Source organism: Actinocorallia sp. A-T 12471, assembly GCF_033875155.1.
Classification (GTDB): Bacteria; Actinomycetota; Actinomycetes; order Streptosporangiales; family Streptosporangiaceae; genus Actinocorallia.
Genome location: NZ_JAWZTE010000006.1, coordinates 334,155 through 358,028, shown reverse-complemented (window position 1 = coordinate 358,028; position 23,874 = coordinate 334,155). Strand labels below are relative to the sequence as shown.

Genomic DNA, 23,874 nt, shown 5'->3' with positions numbered 1-23,874 from the left:
GGGGCGAGCCGGGTGAGGAATAAAGTGGGGGGATTCCGCAGCGTAGGAGGTTCTGGCGATGAGTCCGCGGTTCCGTTCTGTTCTTGACCGCTTTCAGGCGTATAAGCCGGGAAAGACTGCGGTGTCCGCTGACGGGCGTTCGTACAAGCTGTCCTCGAACGAGTCGCCCTATGGGCCGTTGCCTTCGGTGCTGACGGCGATCGCGGACGCGGCGGCGACCGTGAACCGGTACCCGGACAACTCGTGTGCGGCGCTCATCGCCGCGATCGCCGACCGCTACGGGGTGCCCGAGGACGACGTGGCGGTCGGGAACGGGTCGGTCGTCGTCGCGGCGCACCTGTTCGAGGCGGTCAGCGAGCCGGGGGCGGAGGTCGTCTACGCGTGGCGGTCGTTCGAGGCGTACCCGCTGCTCGCCGACCTCGCCGGGGCGACCTCGGTCCAGGTGCCGCTCAAGCCCGACGAGACCCACGACCTCGACGCGATGCTCGCCGCGATCACCCCGGCGACCCGCATGGTGATCGTGTGCAACCCGAACAACCCGACCGGCGAGGTCGTGCGGCGCGACGAGCTCGTCGCGTTCCTCGACCGGGTGCCCCAGGACGTCCTCGTCGTGCTCGACGAGGCATACGGGGAGTACCTGCGCGACGAGGACGTTCCGGACGGCGTCGACCTGTACCGCGACCGTCCGAACGTCGCCGTACTGCGCACCTTCTCCAAGGCGTACGGCCTCGCCGGCCTGCGCGTCGGGTTCATCATCGCGCACCCGGTGATCGCCGAGGCGGTCCGCAAGGTGTACCTGCCGTTCAGCGTCAGCTCGATCGCGCAGCGCGCGGCGATCGCCGCCCTGGGCGCGGAGGACGAGCTCCTCACGCGCGTCGAGGAGACCGTCAAGGAGCGTGAGCGGGTCACGCACGCGCTGCGCGACCAGGGCTGGACGGTGGTGCCCTCGCAGGGCAACTTCGTGTGGCTGCGCCTCGGCGAGCGGACTCTCGACTTCGCCGCGGCCTGCGAGCGGGCGGGCGTCAGCGTCCGGCCGTTCGCGGGCGAGGGCGCGCGGATCTCCATCGGTTCCGCCGAGGAGAACGACGCGCTGCTCGCCGCCGCGGAGGCGTACCCGTACCGCGCCTGAGACGGCGTCAGGGGCGGCAGACGTACTCGAACGTCGCCGACGCCTTCGTGCGGGTCGGCTGCTCGAGCTCGAACGTCGCGGTCAGCTCCTTGCTGCCCTCGCCGGACACGGTCCAGTGCAGGGGGGCTTCGAACGCGGTCTGCCCGGCGATGACCGTCGCCTTCTGGAACGCGCCGGGCGTGCCGTCGCTCTGCACCCAGCGGTACGACAGCACCCCGGCCGAGCCGTTCAGCTCGACCCGCGCGAACACGTCGACGGTCCTGGCGAGCTTGTCGGGGTCGCAGCGCTGCTGGCCGCCCTGGGTGCTGATCTGCACCCCGGACACCGCGAGCGGCGTGCTCTCCTTCTCGCCCCGGAACGCCAGCCACGCGAGCAGTCCGCCGATGACGGCCATCGACAGCGCGACGCTGAGGAACGGCATCACGCGCGGGTTCGAACGGCGGTGCCGCGCCGGAACCGAGTCGGGACTCCACATCGCGGGGATCGACGGGCCCGCGCCGAACCGCACACGTACCTCGTCGTCGGACGGCTTGGTCGACCCCGTCGCCGACGGACGCGTCCCGCCCGGCCCTGACTCGCGCCGCGTCACCGTCGGATCGGCCACCGGATCGACCACCGGGTCGACCGACGTGCGGGTCGGGTCGCCGACATCGAACCGCGTGACGTCGGCGGGACCGCCCGAGGGGTCGGGGGAGGTACCGCCGCCCATCAGGCGCAGCGTGCCTTGACGGGGGCGCTGGACACGGTGATGCCGTCGCCGCTCGCGGACGCGCTGCCCTGCCCGCACGCGCTCAGCGCGCGGGTGTACACGTAGGTGCTCGGCCCGGTGATCCCGCCGATCCTGATGATCTGCGGCGTGCCGTCGACCACGGTCCGCAGGTTCACCGCGGTGCTGCCCGACGCGCCCGACACGCCGGTGACGCCGACCGTGACCGTCATCGTGGTGCCGGTGACCCGCGCGGACACGCGCAGCCCGCTCACCTTGACGGGCACCGCCGTGACGTCCTCGGACTGGGTCGTGGGCGCGGGCGCCGTCGTGTCGCTCGGGGTCGGCGGCACCGGCGCGTCGGTCTCCTCCGGCGACGGGGTCGGGTCCGGGGCGTCGTCGTCGGGGTCGACGGGCTCGGTCGGGTCGTCGGTGGGGTCGTCCGGCGGGTCGGTGGGCTTGGGCGACTCCGTCGGGTCCGGGGACTCCGTGGGGTCGGTCGGCTCGGGCTCGGGCCCGTCGGTCTCGGTCGGCGTGGGCGTCGGGCCGGGCGACGTCGGGGTCGGGCTCGGCGACTGGGTCGGGTCCCACAGCGAGTCGGTGGTGATCACCACGACGGGGCCGCCCTCGCGTGAGCTCTCCGGCTTCGCCGACGTCTCCGGCGCGGGGCCGCCCCCGGCGTGCGCCCCGGGCGACTCGGCGTTCGCGGGCGCGGCCTGCGGGTGCAGCGGCGTGTCCTTGCCGGTGGCCTGCGCCAGCAGCATCGCGCTGGTGAGCAGCGCGACCGACGCGAGCGCGCCCGCGCCGACGGCGGCGAGACCGAGCCGCTTGCTCGGCCGGAACGGGGCGTCGGGCGCGGGGGCGTCGAGCATCGTCAGGGTCGCGGCGCGTGCGGGGCCCGACAGGTCGGCGCGGGTGATCCCGGCGAGCGCGGGGATCGGCACCGAGGGCACCGGCGTGGTGCGCGGCGCGAAGTCCGAGGGGCGGCTGATCGGGAACAGCAGGGCGAGGGCGAGTGCGCGTTCCTTCAGCTGGCCCTTGCCGCGTTCCTCCCAGCCGGGGCCGAGGACGGCCCCCGCCGTCATCTCGAGCTCAAGCAGGAACGCGAACGCGCTCTGCGGCCGCTCGCGCACGTCCTTGGCGAGGCCCGCCGCGACGAGTGCGCGCAGCCCCTCGGGGACGTCCTCGACCGGGACGGGCGCGTCGCGGTGCGCGGCCTCCATCGCCTCCAGGGAGGCGGCCTGGTAGGGGTGGCGGCCGGTGAGGCACTCGTAGGCGACGGCCGTGGCGGCGTAGACGTCGGCGGTGGGGCCGGGGGTCTGGTCCGTCCACTGCTCGGGCGGCATGTACGCGGGCGTGCCGGCGACCGCGCGGCCCCCGCCGACGGGCAGCGCGATCCCGAAGTCGGACAGGTACGTGTGGCCCTGGCCGTCCACGAGGACGTTGGCGGGCTTGCAGTCGCGGTGCACCACACCTGACGCGTGCGCGGCGGCGAGGCCGAGCAGCGTGCCCTTCAGCACCGCGAAGGCCGCCTCGGCGGGCATCGGGCCTGAGTCGGCGATGACGTGGGCGAGGCCGACGCCGTCGACCAGCTCCATCACCACCGCCGCGCTCGTGGAGGTCTCGACGTACTCGAAGAACTGGACGAGATGCGGATCCTCGAGCTCCGACAGCGCCTGCGCCTCGTCGCGGAACCGCAGCACAAAATCCGGGTCCATCGCCAACTCGGGCGCGAGGTACTTGATGGCGACCTCGATGGAGGTCTCCTCGTGCACGGCCATGACGACACGGCCGGTCACCCCGGCCCCGAGCTCACGGAGATGACGGTAACCCGGTACCGTCCAATGCCTTTGCACGCCAGTCCCTCCAGCCACACCTCAACACGTGCTGAGACGCGCGTAGTCGTTCACTGGTTTGCGGAAGTTTAGCTTTTCCATGGTCAGCTTCCGGTCTTCGCCGGTCCCAGCTTCTCAACGATGAGCCGGTACAGCTGACGGGGACGCCCCGGCTGCGGGGTGCGGTTGGGCGGGAGTGGCCAGGCCAGGCCCTCCTCGACCAGCGTGCGCAGCAGCCTGCGGGCAGTGCGCGAAGTCACACCGAGCATTTTCCCGGCGTTCTCCGCGTCGACGATGAGCGGGGCGCCTGCCTCGACCTGGTCGCCCAGCCGGTCGGCGAGGCGGGCGAGGATCTCCAGGCCCTTCGGCTTGACCGGCGGCGCGCCCCGCGACGGGATGCGCGGCGCGGGCACGAGCGCGCGGCCGTCACGGTCGAGCGCGAAGCCCTGGGAGCGCTGTGAGGTCTGCGAGCGGGCGAGCGCCGCGCGGGCGTGCGCCTCGGCCTCCTGCGCGGTGCGGCCCATCCCGATCCCGACCTCGACGGCCAGGCCGAGCTCCTCGCGGACCCGTTCGACGAACGGCGGCGTCCGGAAGCCCTCGGTGCCGGACGCGACCGAGCCGCGCGTGGCCGTCACCAGGTAGCTGTGGTCGTCGAGCGGCCAGACGGCGGCGTTCATCCGGTGCGCCTCCTGCAGCAGCACCCGGTGCAGCGCGAGCTTCAGCTCCTCACGCCAGTACCGCGGCGTGACGCGGCGCGGCGACTCGCGCAGCGTCGGCACGTCGACCAGCACCACGACGAGCTGGGACTCCTCAAGCCGGTGGTGCGCGCCGAGAAGGGCGGCCGTCTGTAGCGCGCTACGGATCGCCGCCCCCGTCGGACGGATGCGCAGCGTCGGCACCCCCGCGAGCTCCATCCGCTCAGCCGTCGCGTGCACACACGTCAGCGCGACGCTGGTCACGCCGCGCCGCCACAGCCGCTCATGGAACGCCGCGAGCGTGCCCGGGCCCGCGACCTCCTCGCGCAGGTGCACCTGGTCGACGGCGAGGCCGATCTCGCCGTACGCCTCCTCGACCTCGCCGCGCGCGAGCACGTCGATGCTCACCTTCGCCGGGTCGAACCGCTCATCCAGCGCGGCGCGCAACAGGGCCCCCTGGAGTGCCGCGCCGTTCAGCGGAACGTAGGTCGCGGGCATCGTGAGCACGCCCGCCTTGCGTGCGAAGTCATACGGGACGGGGCTCGCGAACAGGCACACGTCGACCCCCGAGCCGAGCCGCATCACCTTGTCGGCGGCCTCCTGCTCGTCCCGGTACGCCGCCGCGACAAGCCTGCTCGGCACCGGCGTCGGCCCGTGCCCCATCAGCATGACCCGTTCGACGAGGTCGTGCGGACCGACGACCCCGATCGTCAGGTCCGGGGTCACCGCCCCCGTCCGTGGTCCTGTCATGGCTTCCGCCCCTGCCTTTCGGCCGCCCACGTTGCCCGAATGTGTAAGCCCGCGGCGCGCCCGGCGCACCTCGGGATCGAACCATCCTCATCAGGCGGATCGCCCCTCCGCGTGAGGATGTGACTCTCTGACGCGAAACCGAATCAAGAGTGCGGCGAAAAAGTAACCTATAGACAGGGGCGGACAGAAAATCCTTACCGGGGGGTCAGGTTCCGGTCAGCACACCAGCCCATGACCACGCACCCTAAAGGTGCGGATCATGGGCTGGGAAGACCAGGTCTGGATTTGTGTCCCGCACGGTCGGTGTCCGAATCCGGCCGCGCGGAACCTATCTGTGTCGTATTACTCAGTTTCCCGAATGACGTCCGCGCCGAGCGCGTTGAGCCGTTCCGCGAAGTTCGAGTGACCGCGGTCGATGTAGTACGCCGAGCTGATCTCGGTCTCGCCCTCGGCGGCGAGTCCGGCCAGCACCAGGGCCGCGCCGGAGCGCAGGTCGTGCGCGACGGTCTTGGCCGCGCGCAGCGGGGTGCGGCCGTAGACCTTCGCCCGCTGGTTGCCGTCGACCTGGATCGACGCGCCCATCTTGACGAGCTCGTCGGCGAGCTGGAAACGGCTGTCGAAGATGCGCTCGTAGATGTAGGACTCGCCCTCGGCCTGGCTGGCCAGCGCCATGATCGGCGACTGGAGGTCGGTGGCGAAGCCGGGGTACTCGTCGGTGATGACGTTGATCGGCCGCAGCGGGCGCTCGCGGCGGACCTGGAGCACCGCGCCCTGCTGGCTGAACTCCACGCCCATCTGCTCGAGCTTGTCGACCGCGACGCCCAGGTGCTCGAGCTCCGCGCCGACGAGGCTGACCTCGCCGCCGGTGATCGCGCACGCCATCACCAGCACGCCCGCGTCGATCCTGTCCGGCATGACGGTGTGCTCGACGGCGGTCAGCTCGTCGACGCCGTGCACCCGGATGAAGCCGGTGCCGCCGCCCTCGATCTTCGCGCCCATCCGCTGGAGGAAGTCGACGTTGTCCAGCACCTCGGGCTCGAGCGCGCAGTTCTTGATGAGCGTCGTGCCGTTCGCCAGCGCGCCGGCCATCACGAGGTTCTCGGTGCCGGTGTGCGAGGGCGTGTCGCAGTAGAGCGTGCCGGCCTGCAGCTGGCCGACCTTCACGTGGATGTTCGTGTCGTGCTCGGTGACGGTCGCGCCCATGCGCTTGAAGCCGTTGTAGTGGAAGTCGAGATTGCGGCTTCCGAGGTTGCAGCCGCCGACGCCCTCGATCACGGCCTCGCCGAGGCGGTGCAGCAGCGCCGGGACGAACAGGAACGAGCCGCGGAAACGCGCGGCGATGTCGGCGGGGAGCACCGGGCTCGACAGCTCCGAGGCGTCGATCACCAGGGTCCGCTCGGCCTCGTGCAGCTCGGCCTTGGCCCCGACGGCCTCGGCGAGCTCCACCGCGCGCCGCACGTCCTCGATGATCGGGACGTTGCGCAGCACGGTCCTGCCCTTGGCGGCCATGAGCGCGGCGCCGATCATCGGGAGCGCGGAGTTCTTCGCGCCCTGGATGAAGACGGTGCCTTGCAGCCGCCGGCCCCCTCGTACACGGTAGGTAACGCTCATTACCGGGTGGTCCCCTTCCCCTAGACACGCGGCCCCAGTATCGCACCGGGCCCCGGATGCGCTGACCGATCCGTCCCTGGTCCCGCGCGCTCGTTCCGCTTTGGTGAGACTGCCGGGCGGCCGTCGAGGTTCGGATGGTTCGTCCGCTATCGCAGTACCCGCTCAGTCTGCGCGACCGCCTCACGGGCGAGACGTTCGGCCTCGCCCTTGGTGGCCTTGGGCCCGTAGACGGACACCGTCCCCAGGTAACCCGGCGACGTGAACACCACGAACCACATGTTCACCTTCACCTCACCGCTCATCGTCACCAGTCCGACGGTCCGCGAACCCTCCCCGATGAGATGCCTGTCGGGCGTCTGCTCGAGCACCTGGTGGGTGGACCAGTCGCCGCCGACCTTCGACTTGAACGTACGGCACAGCTTGGGGACCCGTCGCTCGATCTCGCGCTGCGCGGCCTCGGGGGAGACCGCGAGGAGCGTCTGGGTGATGGTCTCGCCGGTGGCCTTGGCGAAGGTGGCGAGCGCGGCGGGGGAGACGGCGAGGTCCCCCGCGGTCTCCAGCGCGCGGGCGGCGTCGGCGCACTCGGACTTGTCGAGCTTCACCTGGCCCTGGAGCTGGTTGAAGTTGCGGATCGCGCGGAGCATCCCGTAGGTGCCGGACTCGGGCTCACCTGCCCTGACGTAGCCGGGGATGTCGGGCAGGAGCGCCTGGCGGAGCTGGTCGGAGGTCAGGCCCGTCGTGCCCGCGGACGCCGTTCTGACGGGCGGGGGCGGGGCGTCGTCGTCCTTGCCGGAACAGCCGGAGGCGGCGGTGAGAAGTACCGCCATAACCGGAGGGATCAGACGCTTGAGGCGCATGGAAGCCGACGATACTGCGCGCCGACCCGGTGATCTTCACGCCACAACGGGGTAGGCCGAGATCCAAGTGGTGATCTCGGGGGGAAATCAACATGTTCCGGAAGTTGCTCGCGGCGTCCGCCTTGACCGTTTCTCTCACTGCCTGTGGGGGAGGTGGTCAGGAGGTCGTGGAAAGGACCACCGACACCGTCGCGACGGCCTCGGGGGCGGCGGCGTCACAGGTGCCGACGGTCACCGCGTCGCCCACCGGAGCCGCGGCCTGCCCCACGGCCGCCACCAAGAAGTTCGCCAAGACCCGCTTCGTCGCCGACGCCGGGCTCGCGTTCGGCGCGTTCAACCAGTGGATACTCAAGCCCTACAACGCGGGCGGGTTCAACGCCGACGCGCCCAAGCGCAAGCGGACCATCGCCAAGGCCGTCGCGGCGGGGGCGTTCTCCCTCAACCGGCTGAACGCGGCGCGCAAGATGATCAACGCGGACCCGACCCTGTGCAAGACGCTCAAGGCCCCGGTCGAGGCGCTGTGGGCGACGGCGTCGGCGGCGATCGAGAAGGTCAAGACGGGGGACACATCGGGGATCTCGGACGCGAGCTCGGCGCTGGAGAACATGCGCCAGCAGGCGAAGGACGACGGGATCAACATCAAGGACAGGCAGCCGCCGAACGGCTTCTAGACCTCGCCCTTGCTCTGGTGGTCGTTGTACTCCGGGACGTACTCCTGGCCCGTCAGCTTCTGGATCGCCTGGACGATCTCGTCGGTGATCGCGCGGCGGGCCCGTCCCTTGGGCATCGCGCCGTAACCGCCGAACGTCAGCGGCTCGCCGATCCTGACCGTCACGCGCCTGCCGATCTTGGGGAGGCGGCTGCCGTAGGGCTGGAGCTCGTCGGTGCCGATCAGGCCGACCGGCAGGACCGGGGCCCCGGTCGTCAGGGCGAGCCAGCCCGCGCCCGTGCGGCCCCGGTACAGCCTGCCGTCCATGGACCTGGTGCCCTCGGGGTAGAGCGCGAAGACGTCGCCGCCCTGGACGATCTCGGCGGCCTGCTCGAGCGAGCCCATCGCCGACGACCCGTCGCCGCGCGCCACCGGGACCATGCCCATGGAGGTGAAGAACCAGCGGCTGAGCCGGCCCTTGACGCCCTTGCCCTCGAAGTACTCCGCCTTCGCCAGGAAGACCGTCTTGAGCGGCAGCAGGGCGACGGGGATGACGTAGCTGTCGATGAAGGACTGGTGGTTGGCCGCCACGATCAGAGGGCCGGACGCCGGGATGTTCTCCCTGCCCTCCACCCTGAGGTGGAACAGCACGCGGAACGCGGGCGGCACGACCAGTCTCATGAAGCGATAGAGCAACAGGCTCTCCCAGGGCTCCCGATGACCGATTTTCGGTGGGGTCAGCCTAGCGGGGTTCCGTTACTCGGCGGTGACCGGGCTGCTACCAGCTGGTAATTCTTATCACTGGCGGCCGTGTCGCACCCCAGGTATTTGTCACGATTCCCCAAGGATTCCCTTGCCCGGGAACGCACCGGCCGAATCCGGTTCGGAAGGGTTAGTGTTACCGCGAGGTAACGCGTGGGTATCTATCCCAGACATCTCCGTACAGGGGAGGACCGATGGCAATCACCGACCGGTTGAGCGTCCCCGAGCGGCTGCGGCAGTTCCCGCAGCTACCGCAGCTTCCGCACATCCCCGGGCTCCCCGGCCTGCCCACGCTGCCGTCGGCCACCTACCGGGTGAGCCACATCAAGGACATTCCGGTCCCCATGCCCGACGGGACCATGTTGCTCGCCGACAGATATGTACCCCTCGGCGTGAAAAACCCACCAACGATTCTCGTGCGGACCCCGTATGGGCGTCGCGGCGTCACCGGGGCCATCAACGGGTACCCGTTCGCGTTCTTCGGCTACCAGATCGTGGTCCAGAGCGTCCGGGGGACCTTCGGGTCCGGCGGGAGCTTCGACCCGCTCAACGAGCAGATAGACGGGCTCGCCACCGTCGAGTGGTTGAAGCGGCAGCCTTGGTTCCACGGCACGTTCGCCACCTACGGGCCCAGCTACCTCGGGCACGCACAGTGGGCCATAGCGGGGAAGGCAGGGCCCGAGCACAAGGCGATGTCGCTCGCGGTCACCGCCTCGCAGTTCCGTGACGCGATCTACATCGGGGGGTCGTTCGCGCTGGAGTCGACGCTCGGATGGGTGTCGGTGACCTCGCGGATCGAGCACCCGCTCGACCTCTTCCGGATGCGGCGGCGCACCGCCAGGGCCGTCCGGGCGGGGCTGCCGCTCGAGGAGCTCGACGCGTACACGACCGGCGGGAGCGTCCCGTTCTTCCAGCAGCTCCTGACCGGGCACGGCGTGCCGGAGGACCCGTTCTGGGACGGCCGCGTGCACAGCGCCGCGTGCGACGGCGACCTGCCCGCCGCGTCGATGGTCGGCGGCTGGTACGACGTGTTCCTGCCGTGGATGCTCAAGGACTACATCGCGATGCGGTCCACCGGGCAGTCGCCGCAGCTGACCATCGGGCCGTGGTGGCACGCCGACCCCCGGCACGGGCTCGCCGCGCTGCGCGAGTCGCTCGCCTGGTTCCGCGCCCACCTCAAGGAGGACCCCTCGGCGCTGCGGGAGAACCCCGTACGTCTGTTCGTCACGGGGATCGGGGAGTGGCGCGAGTACGCCGACTGGCCCGTCCCGGGAGCGCGTACGCAGAGGTGGCATCTCCAGGCCGGTCACGGGCTCGCGAAGGCGGGGCCGCGTACGTCGAAGCCGGACAAGTACCGGTACGACCCGAACGACCCCACGCCCGCCTTCGGGGGGCCCACCCTCCTCGGGATAGGGCGGCCGGTCGACCAGCGGCCCGCCGAGCGGCGGCCGGACGTGCTCGTCTACACGTCGGCGGAGCTGGAGGACGACCTCGACGTCATCGGGCCGGTGGCCGCCGAGCTGTACGTGCGGTCGTCCCGGGCGCACACCGACTTCGTCGTCCGGCTGTGCGACGTCGCGCCGGACGGGTCGTCGAAGAACGTCTGCGAAGGGGGGCTCCGGCTCACCACGGAGAACTTCCCGCCCGACGGAGACGGCGTCCGCAAGGTCGACCTCGACATGTGGCCGATCGCGCACCGCTTCAAGAAGGGCCACCGGGTGCGCGTCCACGTCGCCAGCGGGGCCTACCCGAAGATCGCCAGCAACCCCGGCACCGGCGAGCCGATCGGCTCGGCCCGCACCGTCGTCGCCGCCGACCAGGAGGTCTTCCACGACCCCGACCGGCGCTCGGCACTCTTCCTGCCCGTCATGCCGGCGTCCTGAGGGCTGCTCTGTCCCGTCCCCTTCTTCGAGAGGAGAGGGGACGGCGTGAGGTTCATCGTCTGGAGTGACGACCCGGACGGGGTCCCCGTGCCACCATCAAACCGTGAAAATCCTGATCAATGCCGTCATCACGGCGCTCGCCCTCGCCGCCGCCACGTGGCTCCTCGACGGAATCGAGGTGGCCGGCTCCGACACCCAGGAACGCGCCCTCACCCTCGTCCTGGTCGCCCTCATCTTCGGCGTCGTCAACGCCGTCCTCAAGCCCATCATCAAGACGCTGGGCTGCGCCTTCTACGTCCTCACCCTCGGCCTCTTCGGCCTCGTGGTGAACGCCCTCCTCCTCCTGCTCACCTCCTACATCGCCACCGAACTCGACCTGGCCTTCCACGTCGACGGCTTCGTCACCGCGCTCCTCGGCGGCATCATCGTCGCCATCGTCTCCTGGGCCCTGTCCCTGGTCCTGGACAACGACTGACCCCCTTCGCGCCGCCCCCGCCCCCGGGCCACGCGCCCGGGGCCCGAGGGTCAGCGGGTCGGCGGGCGACTCGTCAGCGGGCGAACCGTCAGCGGGCGATCTGAAGGTGGGCCGAGGTGAGGGTGATCGACTCGGCCGTGTGGTTGATCAGGTCGGCGCGGTAGGCGTGGTCGGCGGCAAGCCAGACGAGCCCGGAGACCGTGTGCTCGACCTTCGTGCCGTGGCCGATCTTGTCCTCGCCGAAGTGGTCCTTGCGGCGGACGTTCCCGGTCCGCTCGTACTCCCCGATGACGAGCTTGAGCCGCCCGCCCTTCTCGTGACCGGTGACGACCGCGGAGAATGTCACGAGGTGCCAGTCGGGGGTCTTGGGGAGCCATGACGCCGACCCAGCGGCGTGCAGGCCCGAGGCGTCGGCGTGCTCGACCGTCCAGGGCACCGACAGACGCGCCCCTGGGGCCACGGTGACCGTCCCCGAGGTCCCAAGGTCCAGAACCAGCTTGAGGGGCTCAGCGGCGGGCTGAGGGGCGGGCGTGGGCGGCGTCGGCTTGGACTGCGGGCGAGGCGCCCCCGCCTTCACCCACTTGTAGAGCCGCTCGCCGGGGCACGACGTGCTGTACCCGTCGCGGTGGCCCTTGATCTCCTTGCCCGCGCCGCCCTTGGCCCTGACGTGCTCGATCGCGTCGCGGATGCCGTGCAGCATCGCGTCCGACGGCGTCACGAGGCCCTCGCTGCCGACCAGCCCGAGCACCGCGTAGTGCCCGGTGTTCAGGCCGGGCCCGTTCGCCGAGGGAAGCCGGTTGAGGCCGCGGCCCTCATAGACATATCCGTGCGGACACACGCAGAAGCTGTATCCGATGTCGTTCCAGCCGTTGCCGTCCATGTGGCCGTTCTGGATCTGGCGGACCAGGGCGGGGCAGCGGGTGTGGTCGGTGGCGGTGCGCGGGTCGACCCGGCTGCCGGTGTAGTGCACCTTCACGCCCTTGGTCGAGGCGAGGTAGGACGCCGTGGACCTGGGGCTGCGCGCGCCCCACTGCTTGCGGGTGACGAGCTTCACGGGCTGCTCCGGGGGGAGGGGGACGGCTCCGAGCAGACACTAATCCCCGCGAACCCGGCTCACCACGACGAACCCGAAATCGACCGCTGTTCCGGTCTTAGACGGCTGGGTCGTTGACGCGATCTGAGGCCGTCAGGAACTCCAGTTTGTCGCCGAGTTCCGCACGGACCCGCTGTTCCATCCCCCGCGCGACGAACGGATTGACCACCATCTGCACCAGCGGCCGCATCCGGCGGATCACCTCGGCGACCCGCGCCGCGTCCGCGCCGAGGAGGTCGGCGTCCTTGAGGACGTGCGTGTCCACGAGGTCCACGAACCTGTTCGCGATCACCTCGCAGTCGCGGCGGATCTCGTCGGCGATGTCGAGGACCGCCTCCAGGGGGACCCCTCCCGCGACGAGTTCCGCGCCGACGTGCAGCAGCCGCGGGCTCGGGACCCGGTACCTGTCGCCGTCCGGCTCCACGAGCCCCAGCTCGACGGCCCTGCGCAGCCGCTCTTCGATCTGGTCGGGGCCGGTGCCCGGTCCGAACGCCTCGATCAGCTCGTCGTAGGTGGCCCACCCGGGGATCTCGTCGGTCCACGGGTCCGTCAGCACCTGCTCGAGGCCGAGTACCGCGCCGACGTCACGGCCCGCCTCCCACGCGGCGACGAGGTCGCTGATGTTCGCGAGGGTGTAGCCGCGTTCCAGCATCTGCCCTATGAGGCGCAGACGGGCGAGGTGAGCATCGTCATAGAGTCCGACCCGGCCGCGCAGCCTGGGCGGGGGGAGAAGGCCGCGGTCCTGGTAGGAGCGGATGTTGCGGACCGTCGTCCCGGCGCTCTGCGCCAGTTCGTCTATCCGGTACTCGCCCATGGGCCCTCCTCCCGCTTGACCCCTCGGGGCCGGTCGTACGAATCTTACGCCTGACATCAATGAGACATTGTTCGATGTAACGGTCGTTCCGGTGTTCGGCGGAGAGGACGGAGGCGGCGGACATGACGGACGCGCGCGAGGTCGAAGAGCTCCTGCTGGGCGAACCCCTCGCCCACACGATGACCGACATGGAGGAACTGTCGGGACTTGACGCCGAAATCGGGCTCCGGCTGTGGTCCGCGCTCGGCTTCCCCACCCCCGCACCCGACGAGATCGCCTTCACCGAGGAAGACGTCATCGCCCTCGGCCAGATCCGCGCCCTCCTCGACCACCCCTACGTGGACGAGGAGATGGTCCTGCGCGTCGCCAGGGGCGTCGGACAGGCCATGAACCGGCTCGCCAGCCGGGTCGCCGAACTCTGGCTCGAAAGGCTCGCCGAACAGCTCGTCAAGCCCGGCGAGGCCGCCGACGAGGACGCCGTCGTCGCGGCCCTCACCGCGAGCGCGGAGCTCAGGCCCAAGTTCGAACGGCTCCTCCTGCGCGCTTGGCGGCGGCAGCTCTCGGCGGCCGGAGTACGCGCCTTCGGAGCGGCCGCCGACGCCACCGCCGACGCCGGGACCGGCACCGCCCAGGTGTCCGTCGGGTTCGCCGACATCGTGTCGTTCACCCGGCTGAGCAGGCGGCTTGGGCCGTCCGGGCTCGCCTCGCTCGTCGACAGGTTCGAGACCGGGACCGCGACGATCATCGCCGAGGAGGGCGGACGCGTCATCAAGACCCTCGGCGACGAGGTGCTCTTCACCGCGCCGACCGCCGAGGCCGCCGCCGAGATCGGGCTCCGGATCTCCGACTGGTCGGCCGCCGAGGACTTCCCCGACACCCGCGTCGGCCTGGCAAGCGGCGAGGTCATCCTCCGGCTCGGCGACGTGTTCGGCACGCCCGTCAACCTCGCCGCGCGGCTCACCAGCGCGGCGCGTCCCGGAACCGTCCTCGCCGCGCCGGACCTCGCGGCCGAACTCTCGGCCACCGGCAACTACGCGCTCCGCAAGCTCGGCTCCCGACCCCTCCAGGGCATCGGCAAGGTGCGGCCCTACCTTGTGCGACGTCACAGCAGCGACAGGCCCCAGCTCACCTCGACCTGATGCTCTGTGCCGTCGCTTCCGCTGACGATGGAGACCGTCGTACTTCCCGGCAGCCTTATCAGCGCGGCCGGGAGCTTCACCTCCAGGATGAACGGCTCGCCGGGGGTGACGACTCCGCTTTGCTGCGCGAGGACGACGTCGCCGTCAGCGGCCTGTGCGGTGAAGGGTACAGGGCCGTTCTCGGCCGCCAAAGGGATGCGCGAGGTACGGCCCAGACCTATCGCGACCTCGTCTGCGCCCACCGTCAGCCGTGCCACGGCGGGCGGGACGGCCGGGGGCTCGGGTGCCGCCACCGGCGGGGGCTGCTGCACGGGGGGCGGGTTCGAGGACGAGGGCGACGGTGACGGCGACAGCGTCGGGGAGCCGGGGGGGACGTCCTCGGGCTCCGGCGTCTGCGTGCCCGTCACCTGGGGGGACTCCGGGTCGTTGTCGTCGCTGGCGTGGCCGCTGTCGGGCGGCGTCGGCGTCGGGACCGCCGCCAGGTCCGGCACGTCGGCCTGGCCGCCCTGCATCGCCTGGCCGCGCACCTGCCCCGACGTCTCCTCCGGCGTCCGCACCGGATGCTCCATCGACGGCCACGCGAGCGGCGGCTGTCCCAGCTGCGGGCCGAGCACAAGGCTCGCCGCGATGGCCGACGCCAGCGTCACGGCCATCCCCGACCCCGCGATCACCCAGCGGCGGCCGAGCCCCGACGGGGTGTCGGGCTGCCGGGGGAACCCGTCGACCGTCAGATGGCCGCCCTTGGCGACGATGTCGGCCCGGTACCCGGCGAGCTCCGGATCCGTTCCCGTGTGCAGAATCCTGCGGCGCAACGCGTCCGACGGCGTCGCCGCCGCCGGAGCCGCCACCAGCGCGGGCAGGCCCACCTTCGCCCGCCGCTGACAGCGCGCACAGTTCCGCGCGTGATCCTGGTCGCGCGGCCGCCGATTGTCCGCCCTGACCACCACGGGCCCCCGACCCGAACACCTGCTCTCCTCGGCCCGCAGCTGCGCCGCCAAGGCCGCGTCCGCCCGCCGCCGCGCCCGTCCCGCCCGGGCCGCCGCCCGATGCGGCGCCTCCCCGAGCACCGCCCCGAGATCCGCCCCCACGACCCCGTGCCGCAACGTCAACAGCACAAGCTCCTGATCCCCGAACGAAATCCGATCCAACGCCCCCCGCACAATCCCCCGAACCTCATCGCCATCAATCCCACCGGGGTAAGGACTCCCGCCCTCGGGCACCCCACTCAAGGAAGAACTCGCGCCCCCGGACATCCCACTCAAGGAAGAGCTCCCGCCCCCGGACATCCCAGGGCTCCCGCCCCCCGGCCTCGCGTCAGGGCCCCCGCTCCCAGACATCCCGCCCAGCGCGTCAGGGCTCCCCCCGAGCATCCCACTCGCGTCAGGGCTCCGGCTCCCAGGCATCCCGCCCAACACGTCAGGGCTCCCGTCGCCCGGCGTCCACGCCAACTCACGCACCCGGGTCCGCAGCAGCGCCCGCCGCCTCACCCCCCCGTACAACCACGCCCGCAACCGCACCGGAGCCCGCATCCGAGGCGCCCTGCGCATCGCGTCGACGAACGTGTCATGCACGACGTCCTCAGCCGCCTTGGCATCCCCCGCCAACGCGTACGCATAGTCGTACAACCTCTCCCCATACACCGCGAAGGCCCCCTCCAACGCCCCCGCGTCCTCCTCATGAAACCGGCGAACCAGCTCCCGGTCCCCACCGGACCCGGACCCCGCCCATCTACCCATTGCGCGTCACCTCACCCGCCCACCTCCTGCATACACCCGCCCCCAACCCCCCCGCCCCCAGATCCCCCAAACCCCCCAAGATCCCTCCCACCCCCAAACCGATTCGCCCCCACCCCCCACCACCCTGTATGGTTATGACTCGTCGCCCCCCGGGGCACACACACCAGCACCCGTAGCTCAATGGATAGAGCATCTGACTACGGATCAGAAGGTTAGGGGTTCGAATCCCTTCGGGTGCGCAACACAAAGGCCAGGTCAGCGTTATGCGGACCTGGCCTTTCGCGTTTACCGGGCACGCATTTATGTCCGATTCGCGGACGTGGAATCCGGCCGTGATCGGCTCCCCGTTCCCACGTGATCAGCCCTGTTCGGACCGCTATCAGGCGGTGTGGGGGGTTTAGTTGGGGGTGGTTAGGGGTGGAGGGTTGTTGTTGGTTCTGTGTTGGGTGGCTCGGTGGGCGGGGTAGAGGCCGGCGAGTAGGCCGGTCAGGGCGCCGATGAGGGGGGCTGGGAGGACGGTGGTGGGGGCCAGGATGGGGGTCCATTGTTGGAGGAGGGCGGTGCCGATGACGGCGGAGACGCCAAGGGCGGCGCCGACCACGCCGCCGAGCAGGCCGAGGAAGGCGGATTCGGCGAGGAACTGGGCGGCGATGTGGCGGCCCCTGGCCCCGAGGGCGCGGCGGAGCCCGATCTCAGCGGTACGTTCCAGGACCGCGACGAGCGTCGTGTTGGCGATACCGACGGCGCCGATGAGAAGGCAGATTCCGGCCAGTGCGAGGAAAAGGGTGCTCAGGTCGCTGCTGACGGCGGTCTTCAGCTGCTCGGGGTCGGGCGGGGCCATCACTTTGAAACGTTCGGGCTGATCCGGGCGGAGCGCCAGGGCGGCTTGGTCTCCGACGAGCTGGGCCGCGCCCAACTCGGTGTCGATGAGGACTTTGGGGGACTCGCCGGCCTCCGGGTCGGGAAGTCCCCAGAGAGCAGCCGCGGTGCCGGAGGGGATGAGAACGGACAGCAGGGTTTCGGCCTGGCGGTCGATGTCTTCGATGATGCCGATGACGGTGAACGCGACGTCGCCGATGAAGATCGCGGGCTGATCCTCCACCCTCGTGACGCCGAGGCGGGCGGCGGCGGCCCGGCCCAGGACGGCGACGTGGGCGGCGTGCGTGTCATGCCAGGAATCGAAGGGGCGGCCGGCGCGGAAACCGGCGTGGACGGCGGCGAGGTAGCCGGGGGTCGCGGCCGTCACCGTCAAGGGCTCGCCGCGGTCGCCGAGGGAAGGCGGGCGCGGGTAGACGCGAGGCTCCGCGTCGCCCGTAGACGGCTTCCAGTACAGGCCAGCGTTGCGGACACCGTTCAACACCGTGAGACGCGTTTCGGTATCGGCCGGGTAGGCGTAGCCGGCCGTCGCGGGAGAATCCGGCGCGTCCTCGACGATCACCTCGGTGGCGGACAGGGCGGTGAACCGTGCCGAGATCTGGCCGGAGGCCGTCGCGGTGAGGCCGAGCACCGACACGAACGCCGCGACGCCCAGCAGGGTCCCCAGCACGGTCAGGAGGGCCCGGCCCGGACGGGCGAGCATCGAGGAAAGCGACTCGTCGAGCAGATCGCGCGGCCCGAACACGGTCGGCTCCACACCGCCGCGAGCCCGGCGCCTCACCGTGTCTCCCGCTCGCGCAGCAGCCCGTCACGGATGACGACCGAACGCTGACCGCGCGCCGCCACCTCACCGTCGTGCGTGACGACGACGAGTGTCATGCCGGCCGCGTGCAGCCCGCCGAGCAGGTCCAGGACCCTGTCCGCGTTGCCGGAGTCGAGGTTGCCCGTCGGCTCGTCGCACAGCAGCAGGCTCGGCCGGCCCACCAGTGCACGCGCTATGGCGACGCGCTGACGCTCCCCGCCTGACATCTGCGAAGCGGCGGCCTCCCTCCGGTGCCCCAGCCCCACCCGTTGCAGCGCGTCCACGGCAAGAGCACGCCTTTCTTTACGCGGAACTCCCGTGTACACCAGTGCCAGCATCACGTTTTCGACGGCGCTGCGATGCGGGAGCAGATGGAACGACTGGAACACGAACCCGATCCGGCGGCCGCGTAGCGCCGTCCGCTGGGCCTCGCCGAGGGTCGCGGTGTCGATGCCGTCGAGCCGGTAGACGCCCTCGGTGGGCCGGTCCAGCAGGCCGGTCACGTTGAGGAACGTGGACTTGCCCGAACCGGACGGGCCGACGACCGTGACGAACTCGCCGCGCCCGATCCGCAGATCGGCCGGGTGCAGGGCGGGGACGGGCGGTGGGCCGGGATGGGTGAGGCCGACCCCCGAGAACTCGATGACGGGAGGCGGTTCGCTCACGGGCCGGCCCCGTCCTCGGAGACGACGACCCGGTCCCCTTCCGCGAGCCCCTGTCCGGTGACCTCGACGAACCCGTCGGCCTGGGCGCCGGTCGTCACCTCGACGCGCGCACGGGTCCCGTCGGCGGACAACACCACGACACGGGTGGAACCGTCCGCCGTCGCGAAGATCGCCGAGAGGGGGACGGTCAGGACTTTCCCGTCGGTGGACGCCGACGCGATCGTCAACCGCACCTCCTGCCCGGACAGGGTGTCCGAGACGTTCCCCGTCGGCATGACGACCAGCGGATGCCCCTGCCCGTCGTCATTCGCGACATATGCCCCGATGGAGACGACCTTGCCGGGATACTCCTTGCCCGTCGTCTCGTCCAGGATCGACACTTTGTCGCCCTTATCGATGAGTTTGCGGTCGGTCTTCGTGAGCAGCCCGCGCACCCGGAGCCGCCCGGCCGCCAGGACGAGCACCGGCCCGTCGACGACCGCCCCGAGTTTCGCCTTCACCTTCGTCACGCGCGCCGGGAACGCAGGCACGAAGAGGATTTCGCCCGAAGGCAGGACCGTCGTCTTACGCGGCTTCTTCTGGGCCGGACCCGGCTCCGGCACCAACCTCTCCTGGACGGGATCGAAACCCCGGTCCTCATACAGCCGCTTCACCGCGGCCTGGGTCGACACCCCATAGACACCGGCCCGGTCGGAGATCCCATAGCCGATCGCCGACAGCGCGCGCTGAACCTGGAGGACGTCATCGCCCTTCATCCCCTCGCGCAGATCGCGATAAGTCGGCACCTTCCCCTGCAACGTGATGATCGGACGTCCCGAGACGACCGACACCACATCGCCCGCCCGGACCCGCGTCCCCACCTTCAGCGGCGGCTTCGACACCACGAGCTTGCCGGACGCGACCGGCACCACGTCGATCGACCGGGTCGGCGACACAGTCCCCCGCGACACCACCTTCTGGGTGAGCTGCCGCGACTCCACCGCCGCGGTGATCACCGACGCCGGCGGCGGTCCCGCGTCGGCGGCGGCCTGCTGCGGCGACTTCACCAGCGACGCGGCCCCCAGCCCCGCCACCGACACCAGCACCGCGGCGGCCACCCCGCCCAGCAGCCACCGCCGCCTCCGCACCGAAGCCGGCACCCGCGCCGGCCTGCCGCCGGAACCCTCATCCATCCTTGCCGCGTCTCTCATCACCGACGGCTCGGGGCCGTCTCGCTTCGACCGGATCACGGGAACCCGCGGCCCTTACGGCGCCGATCCCGTCTCGATGACGTCGGCCGCATTCCGAAGTCGCGTGTCCCAGACGTCCTGCACGAGCTTCAGCTGCTCGGAATTCTTTTCGATGATCTTCTTGTCGTTCTGCCGGAGCAGAGCGGTGTAGACGCCGAGATAATTCACCTTCTGCTGGCACCGGGAATCGGTGACCGCCACCCTCACCTCCTCCGCGCTCGGGGCGGCGCCGAGCTCGTCACCCCAGCGCGGATCTCCGACAGCGGCCTCCCGGCCCGGGTAGGAATAACCGGACTCCTTCATGCACACCGACCACCGCTGCTGCATGGCGACGAACTTCTGATCCTGAAGCGCGAGTTTCATCGACTCGCCCTTGGCATTCAGCACAATGTTGGTGAGTTGGTCCTCGGTGTTTCCGCCGCTGCCCGAGACCGGCATCTCCGCGCCCGCGGTGAGCTTCTCCATGGCTTCACCCATGCAGCATGCTCGCGGACACGAGGTCGACCGGGCCTCGTCCGCGCCGCCGCCGTCCGACGCCGAGCACGCCGCGAGCAGGAACAGCGCGGGGACGACCGCGAGCACCGGCAATCTCAATTTCGACTCCAGCCCTGCGTGTGCCCGGTCGACTTGAAGATCAAAAGCCGGTGCCAACCGTAGGCGGCTGGAAGTTTCACAGGCAAACAGACTTCGGGCGCACCGGTGCCCTTCCCCGGGCTCTCCCGTGATGTGCCATTCGCTGACCTGGAGATACGACCTCGGCGGCCCTGGGGTAACGAATCTATTACGGGTATCGATTCCGTCTGTTAATGCAAGGAAAGTGGCGCGCTAAGCGGCTTAGATTCTTTCGCTTTCGGCCATCGACACACATATTCTTCGGTCACCGGGCTGAAGGCGGGTGCGGATTATTGGACCGAGTAGTCGAAGGCCCTGGTCGGGGCGGGTGCGGTAAGGGCTTCGTGGGGTGGGGGGTGGGGGATTGGGCTTGGGTGTGGGCGGATTGGGATTTGGTGAGTTCTAGGTGGGCGTCGGTTTGGGTTAGGAGGTTGATGGATTCGGCTAGGAGGTCCAGGCGGCGGGGGAGGGGGTGGGTCAGGGCGGCGTGGCGGAGGGCTCGGCCGAGGGCGCGGGGGGTGGCCCAGGTTTCGGAGAGGGAGAGGAGGGAGTCGGCGGTTTCGCGGGCTTCTTCGTGGCGGCCAAGGCGGACCAGGCATTGGATGAGGGGGGCGCGCCAGTCGGAGGTGAGGGGGTTGGTTATGGGGGTGGCTTCGCATTCGTCGCGGAAGGCGAGCGTGCGTTGGAGGGCTGCGGTCGTGTCGCCCAGGGCCAGGAGCAGGGCGATCTCGCCGGGGGCGTAGATGACGCCGGAGACGCCGGGGGTCGGGGAGGACTTGATGCGGTGGAGGACGGCTGAGGCTTCCTTGAGGTCGCCGCGGTCTACCAGGGCGTTGAGGAGGACGTTGGCGAGGAATGTCGCGGAAAGTCCGGTGGTGCCGTACTGGCCGACCTCCCATGCCTGACGCGCGTCGGCGATGGCCTCGTCGAGGTTGCCGCGGACGTACATGTGCTCGGCCCGGTAGAGGAGGGCGGGGGCCATGCCGCGGAAGGAGCCCGTGCGGCGGCTGTGGTCGAGCATCGCCTCCACCGAGGGCAGCAGTGCCGGGGAGTCGCAGGGCAGCAGCGCGTACCAGGCGCACGTCATCAGCGGCTCGGCCATGGGGTGCCCGATCAGGCGGTCGCCGGTGATGGCACGGAGCGCGCGTCGTTCGGCGGACTCCCTGCGGTTCTGGAACATGTCGTGCAGGGCGAGTCCGGCCTCGAGCGCGATGCCGCCGAGGGAGTCGCCGATGTCGTCCCGCCGGTAGGCGTCGGCCGCCGCGACGAGGTCGGACCCGTGCCGCGTCCCGTAGGCGACCATGACGGCGCAGGACTGAAGGAAATAGCGGCTTTCGTCCGACATCCCGGTGTCGCGCTCCAGCGACGTCTGGCAGACGCGGGCCGCCTCGCGTGGACGGCTGGCGAGCCACAGGGTGCTGGCGAGCCCGTAGGAGATCCGCGCGCGGGCGTCGGGGTCGGGCTCGACGGCCAGGACGGCCGACAGCGTCTCCACCGCCTGCCCGGTGTCCACCAGCGCCTCGGCGGTGCCGAGCCTGGCGAGCGTCGCGACGCGTCGGTCTCCGAGGTCCTCCTCGAGCATCCGGCGCAGGAACGTGACGGTGCTGGCCACCGCGCCGCGCGCGAGGCTGAGCTCGGCGGCCTGGTCGAGCACGGGGACCGGGTCGCGTTCGTCAAGCCCGGGCGGCACCCGCGACAGGTGGGTCGCGGCGCGCAGCGGGTCGTGCGCGTCGGTCGCGGTGTGGGCGGCGCGCAGGTGGAGTTCGGTGCGCAGCGCGGCGGGGGTCGCGTCGTAGACGGCGGCGCGCAGCATGGGGTGGGCGAAGGAGAAGCGCAGCGGGACGCCCTCGCACTCGACGAGCTGGTCCGACACGAGCGGGGTGAGCGCGTCGAGCGCCTCGCGCGGCGTGACAAGCGCGACGCGGGCGAGCCAGTCGGTGCCGGTCCCGTCGCCGAGGACGGCGAGCACGCGGGCGGCGTCGAGGCAGGCGGGCGGCAGATGGCGCAGCTGCCGGTCCACGAACCTGTGCAGGCTCGGCGAGCCCTCCAGCAGCGTCCGCTCGACGTCGTCGGCCTCGGCGAGCTGGAGCGCGAGTTCACGCAGCAGGAACGGGTTGCCGCGGGTCAGCGCGCGGCACCGGTCGACCAGTGACGGCGGCGCGTCGATGACCCCGGACAGCAGCGCCGCGCACCCGTCGGACGTCAGCGGCCGCAGCACCCGTGTGACGGCGTGGGGCAGCCCGCCGATCGCCGCGGTGAACCGCTGCAGCCGCTCATGGCCGGGCCTGAGCCCGATGACGAGCACGGCCCGCATCGTGTCGAGCCGGGCGGCGAGGAACGCGAGGAACTGGGCGGACAGGGTGTCGGCCCAGTGCAGGTCGTCGAGGACGATGAGCAGCGGGTCGCGCGCGGCGAGGTCGCCGGCCAGCCGGTACAGGGACAGGATGGTCCGGTATTCGCCGCCCTGTCCGGGGGACAGCAGCGCGTCGGCCTCGGCGTGCCGGTGGAAGAGCTGTGCCGCGCAGCCCCAGGCGTAGTCGGTCTCCAGGTCGCTGCCGCGCGCGCGGACCACGGTGAACCCGAGCGCGGACGCCCGGTTCCGCGCGTGTTCGAGCAGGCTCGTCTTGCCCATTCCCGCGGGGCCTTCGAAGACGATGACGCGTCCGGTGCCGCCGCTCACCGTCTCGGCGAGGGCGCGGTCGATCAGCCCGGTCTCCTCGGCCCGCTCGACAAGCGCGGTTCCGGCGGACTGCCTTCCGGGACGCGCGGCGGGCACGGGCGCGAGGTCGAGTCCGGGGTCCTGGCGCAGGATCGCCGCCTCGAGGTCGCGCAGTGGGCCGCCGGGGTCGATGCCGAGTTCGTCGCGCAGCCGGGCGCGCAGCCCGTGCAGGACGGTCAGGGCGTCGGCCTGCCTTCCGCCGCGGTACAGGGCGACCATGAGCTGGCCGTGCAGGTCCTCGTCAAAGGGGTGCCGGGCGGTCAGTTCCGTCAGCTCGGGGATGAGCGCGGTGTGCCCGCCGAGCGCGAGCCGGCATTCGATCGCGGCCTGCTCGGCGGCGCGCCGGGTGCGTTCCAGCCGTTCGGCCTCGCCCGCGAACCAGGACAGTTCCCGCACGTCGGCCAGCGGCTGCCCGCGCCACAGGGCGAGGGCGCGTTCCAGCGCGGCGAGCCGCTCCGACGGGCCGGGCGCGCCGCGGCCCTCGCCGATCAGCCGCTCGGCCTCGCGCAGGTCGGTGCCGGGGACGGCGAGGACGTAGCCGGGGGCCTTGGCGCGGATGGCGTCCGGACCGAGCAGCCGCCGCAGGTAGGAGACATGGCTCTGGAGCGCGTTCACCGCGGTGGCGGGCGGGTCGCCGTCCCACACCGCGTCGATGAGCCCGTCGACGCCGACGACCTCACCGGGCCGCAGCGCGAGCCGGGCGAGGACGGCCTTGCGGCGCAGCCCGGGCAGCGGCAGTTCCACCCCGTCGACGACGACGTCCACGGGGCCGAGCAGCCGCACCTGGACTGGCACTGGATTCCTCAACAGCAGTCGGGCAAAGACCGCTGTCAGTGT

The 23,874-nt window shown here is 71.1% G+C and carries 19 protein-coding genes, 1 tRNA gene and 1 pseudogene; 6 read left to right on the top strand and 15 right to left on the bottom strand.

Features of this window, described 5'->3' with window-relative positions:
- The first annotated feature begins 58 nt into the window (after positions 1-58).
- On the top strand, positions 59-1,129 hold the full coding sequence (gene hisC, locus R9X44_RS19750) for a histidinol-phosphate transaminase (RefSeq protein ID WP_319815678.1): 1,071 nt from the start codon (positions 59-61) through the stop codon (positions 1,127-1,129).
- A gap of 7 nt (positions 1,130-1,136) precedes the next feature.
- On the opposite strand, the gene R9X44_RS19745 is transcribed toward hisC, so the two are convergent.
- The 5 genes from R9X44_RS19745 to R9X44_RS19725 form a co-directional block, all read right to left on the bottom strand.
- Positions 1,137-1,838, bottom strand: coding sequence for a hypothetical protein (locus R9X44_RS19745; RefSeq protein ID WP_319815677.1), 702 nt, complete (start codon positions 1,836-1,838; stop codon positions 1,137-1,139).
- Positions 1,838-3,691, bottom strand: coding sequence for a serine/threonine-protein kinase (locus R9X44_RS19740; protein ID WP_319815676.1), 1,854 nt, complete (start codon positions 3,689-3,691; stop codon positions 1,838-1,840). The genes R9X44_RS19745 and R9X44_RS19740 overlap by 1 nt, the downstream gene beginning before the upstream one ends.
- Positions 3,692-3,774: 83 nt before the next feature.
- Entirely contained in the window at positions 3,775-5,115 is a 1,341-nt protein-coding gene (locus tag R9X44_RS19735) for a transcriptional regulator (protein WP_319815675.1), read from the bottom strand.
- A 342-nt stretch (positions 5,116-5,457) separates the two neighbouring features.
- The gene (murA, locus tag R9X44_RS19730) at positions 5,458-6,726 is read right to left on the bottom strand and encodes a UDP-N-acetylglucosamine 1-carboxyvinyltransferase (protein WP_319815674.1); all 1,269 of its coding nucleotides are present in this window, start codon (positions 6,724-6,726) and stop codon (positions 5,458-5,460) included.
- A gap of 146 nt (positions 6,727-6,872) precedes the next feature.
- Positions 6,873-7,583: a hypothetical protein gene (locus tag R9X44_RS19725; protein WP_319815673.1), complete on the bottom strand. Its 711-nt coding sequence runs from the start codon at positions 7,581-7,583 to the stop codon at positions 6,873-6,875.
- Between the two features lie 167 nt (positions 7,584-7,750).
- On the opposite strand from R9X44_RS19725, the gene R9X44_RS19720 reads away from it, so the two are divergent.
- Positions 7,751-8,254: a hypothetical protein gene (locus R9X44_RS19720; protein ID WP_319815672.1), complete on the top strand. Its 504-nt coding sequence runs from the start codon at positions 7,751-7,753 to the stop codon at positions 8,252-8,254.
- On the opposite strand, the gene R9X44_RS19715 is transcribed toward R9X44_RS19720, so the two are convergent.
- Entirely contained in the window at positions 8,251-8,913 is a 663-nt protein-coding gene (locus R9X44_RS19715) for a lysophospholipid acyltransferase family protein (RefSeq protein ID WP_319815671.1), read from the bottom strand. The genes R9X44_RS19720 and R9X44_RS19715 overlap by 4 nt on opposite strands.
- A gap of 275 nt (positions 8,914-9,188) precedes the next feature.
- On the opposite strand from R9X44_RS19715, the gene R9X44_RS19710 reads away from it, so the two are divergent.
- Together R9X44_RS19710 and R9X44_RS19705 are read left to right on the top strand one after the other, a co-directional pair.
- On the top strand, positions 9,189-10,877 hold the full coding sequence (locus R9X44_RS19710; RefSeq protein ID WP_319815670.1) for a CocE/NonD family hydrolase: 1,689 nt from the start codon (positions 9,189-9,191) through the stop codon (positions 10,875-10,877).
- A gap of 103 nt (positions 10,878-10,980) precedes the next feature.
- A complete protein-coding gene (locus R9X44_RS19705; protein WP_319815669.1) occupies positions 10,981-11,352 on the top strand; it encodes a phage holin family protein in 372 nt (123 codons plus the stop codon).
- A gap of 88 nt (positions 11,353-11,440) precedes the next feature.
- Here the strand turns inward: R9X44_RS19705 and R9X44_RS19700 are convergent, their stop codons facing one another.
- Positions 11,441-12,406, bottom strand: a complete 966-nt coding sequence (locus R9X44_RS19700; protein ID WP_319815668.1) for a hypothetical protein — start codon at positions 12,404-12,406, stop codon at positions 11,441-11,443.
- Positions 12,407-12,503: 97 nt separating this feature from the next.
- Positions 12,504-13,259 (bottom strand): MerR family transcriptional regulator, encoded by a 756-nt coding sequence (locus R9X44_RS19695; RefSeq protein ID WP_319815667.1) that lies wholly within the window; start codon positions 13,257-13,259, stop codon positions 12,504-12,506.
- A 122-nt stretch (positions 13,260-13,381) separates the two neighbouring features.
- On the opposite strand from R9X44_RS19695, the gene R9X44_RS19690 reads away from it, so the two are divergent.
- Positions 13,382-14,398 (top strand): adenylate/guanylate cyclase domain-containing protein, encoded by a 1,017-nt coding sequence (locus R9X44_RS19690; protein WP_319815666.1) that lies wholly within the window; start codon positions 13,382-13,384, stop codon positions 14,396-14,398.
- On the opposite strand, the gene R9X44_RS19685 is transcribed toward R9X44_RS19690, so the two are convergent.
- Complete coding sequence (locus tag R9X44_RS19685; RefSeq protein ID WP_319815665.1) at positions 14,362-15,264, bottom strand: hypothetical protein; 903 nt, start codon at positions 15,262-15,264, stop codon at positions 14,362-14,364. The genes R9X44_RS19690 and R9X44_RS19685 overlap by 37 nt on opposite strands.
- 615 nt (positions 15,265-15,879) lie before the next feature.
- Positions 15,880-16,134: pseudogene (locus R9X44_RS35785) on the bottom strand (RNA polymerase sigma factor); the annotation flags it as partial.
- A 166-nt stretch (positions 16,135-16,300) separates the two neighbouring features.
- On the opposite strand from R9X44_RS35785, the gene R9X44_RS19680 reads away from it, so the two are divergent.
- Positions 16,301-16,373 (top strand) — tRNA-Arg (locus R9X44_RS19680).
- Between the two features lie 158 nt (positions 16,374-16,531).
- On the opposite strand, the gene R9X44_RS19675 is transcribed toward R9X44_RS19680, so the two are convergent.
- From R9X44_RS19675 to R9X44_RS19655, 5 genes are all read right to left on the bottom strand, one after another.
- Positions 16,532-17,755, bottom strand: a complete 1,224-nt coding sequence (locus R9X44_RS19675; RefSeq protein ID WP_319815664.1) for an ABC transporter permease — start codon at positions 17,753-17,755, stop codon at positions 16,532-16,534.
- 32 nt (positions 17,756-17,787) lie between these two features.
- Complete coding sequence (locus tag R9X44_RS19670) at positions 17,788-18,477, bottom strand: ABC transporter ATP-binding protein (RefSeq protein WP_319815663.1); 690 nt, start codon at positions 18,475-18,477, stop codon at positions 17,788-17,790.
- On the bottom strand, positions 18,474-19,649 hold the full coding sequence (locus R9X44_RS19665; protein WP_319815662.1) for an efflux RND transporter periplasmic adaptor subunit: 1,176 nt from the start codon (positions 19,647-19,649) through the stop codon (positions 18,474-18,476). The genes R9X44_RS19670 and R9X44_RS19665 overlap by 4 nt, the downstream gene beginning before the upstream one ends.
- 72 nt (positions 19,650-19,721) lie before the next feature.
- Complete coding sequence (locus R9X44_RS19660) at positions 19,722-20,288, bottom strand: hypothetical protein (RefSeq protein WP_319815661.1); 567 nt, start codon at positions 20,286-20,288, stop codon at positions 19,722-19,724.
- 295 nt (positions 20,289-20,583) lie between these two features.
- Positions 20,584-23,832 carry a BTAD domain-containing putative transcriptional regulator gene (locus R9X44_RS19655; RefSeq protein ID WP_319815660.1) on the bottom strand — a complete coding sequence of 1,083 codons (3,249 nt, stop codon included), beginning with the start codon at positions 23,830-23,832 and terminating at the stop codon, positions 20,584-20,586.
- Between the last annotated feature and the right edge of the window lie 42 nt (positions 23,833-23,874).

Bases quoted from the DNA above. Each gene is read 5' to 3' on its own strand.
- hisC (WP_319815678.1), top strand. From the start codon at position 59: ATGAGTCCGCGGTTCCGTTCTGTTCTTGACCGCTTTCAGGCGTATAAG.
- R9X44_RS19745 (WP_319815677.1), bottom strand. From the start codon at position 1,838: ATGGGCGGCGGTACCTCCCCCGACCCCTCGGGCGGTCCCGCCGACGTC.
- R9X44_RS19735 (WP_319815675.1), bottom strand. From the start codon at position 5,115: ATGACAGGACCACGGACGGGGGCGGTGACCCCGGACCTGACGATCGGG.
- murA (WP_319815674.1), bottom strand. From the start codon at position 6,726: ATGAGCGTTACCTACCGTGTACGAGGGGGCCGGCGGCTGCAAGGCACC.
- R9X44_RS19725 (WP_319815673.1), bottom strand. From the start codon at position 7,583: ATGCGCCTCAAGCGTCTGATCCCTCCGGTTATGGCGGTACTTCTCACC.
- R9X44_RS19715 (WP_319815671.1), bottom strand. From the start codon at position 8,913: ATGAGACTGGTCGTGCCGCCCGCGTTCCGCGTGCTGTTCCACCTCAGG.
- R9X44_RS19710 (WP_319815670.1), top strand. From the start codon at position 9,189: ATGGCAATCACCGACCGGTTGAGCGTCCCCGAGCGGCTGCGGCAGTTC.
- R9X44_RS19695 (WP_319815667.1), bottom strand. From the start codon at position 13,259: ATGGGCGAGTACCGGATAGACGAACTGGCGCAGAGCGCCGGGACGACG.
- R9X44_RS19690 (WP_319815666.1), top strand. From the start codon at position 13,382: ATGACGGACGCGCGCGAGGTCGAAGAGCTCCTGCTGGGCGAACCCCTC.
- R9X44_RS19665 (WP_319815662.1), bottom strand. From the start codon at position 19,649: ATGGATGAGGGTTCCGGCGGCAGGCCGGCGCGGGTGCCGGCTTCGGTG.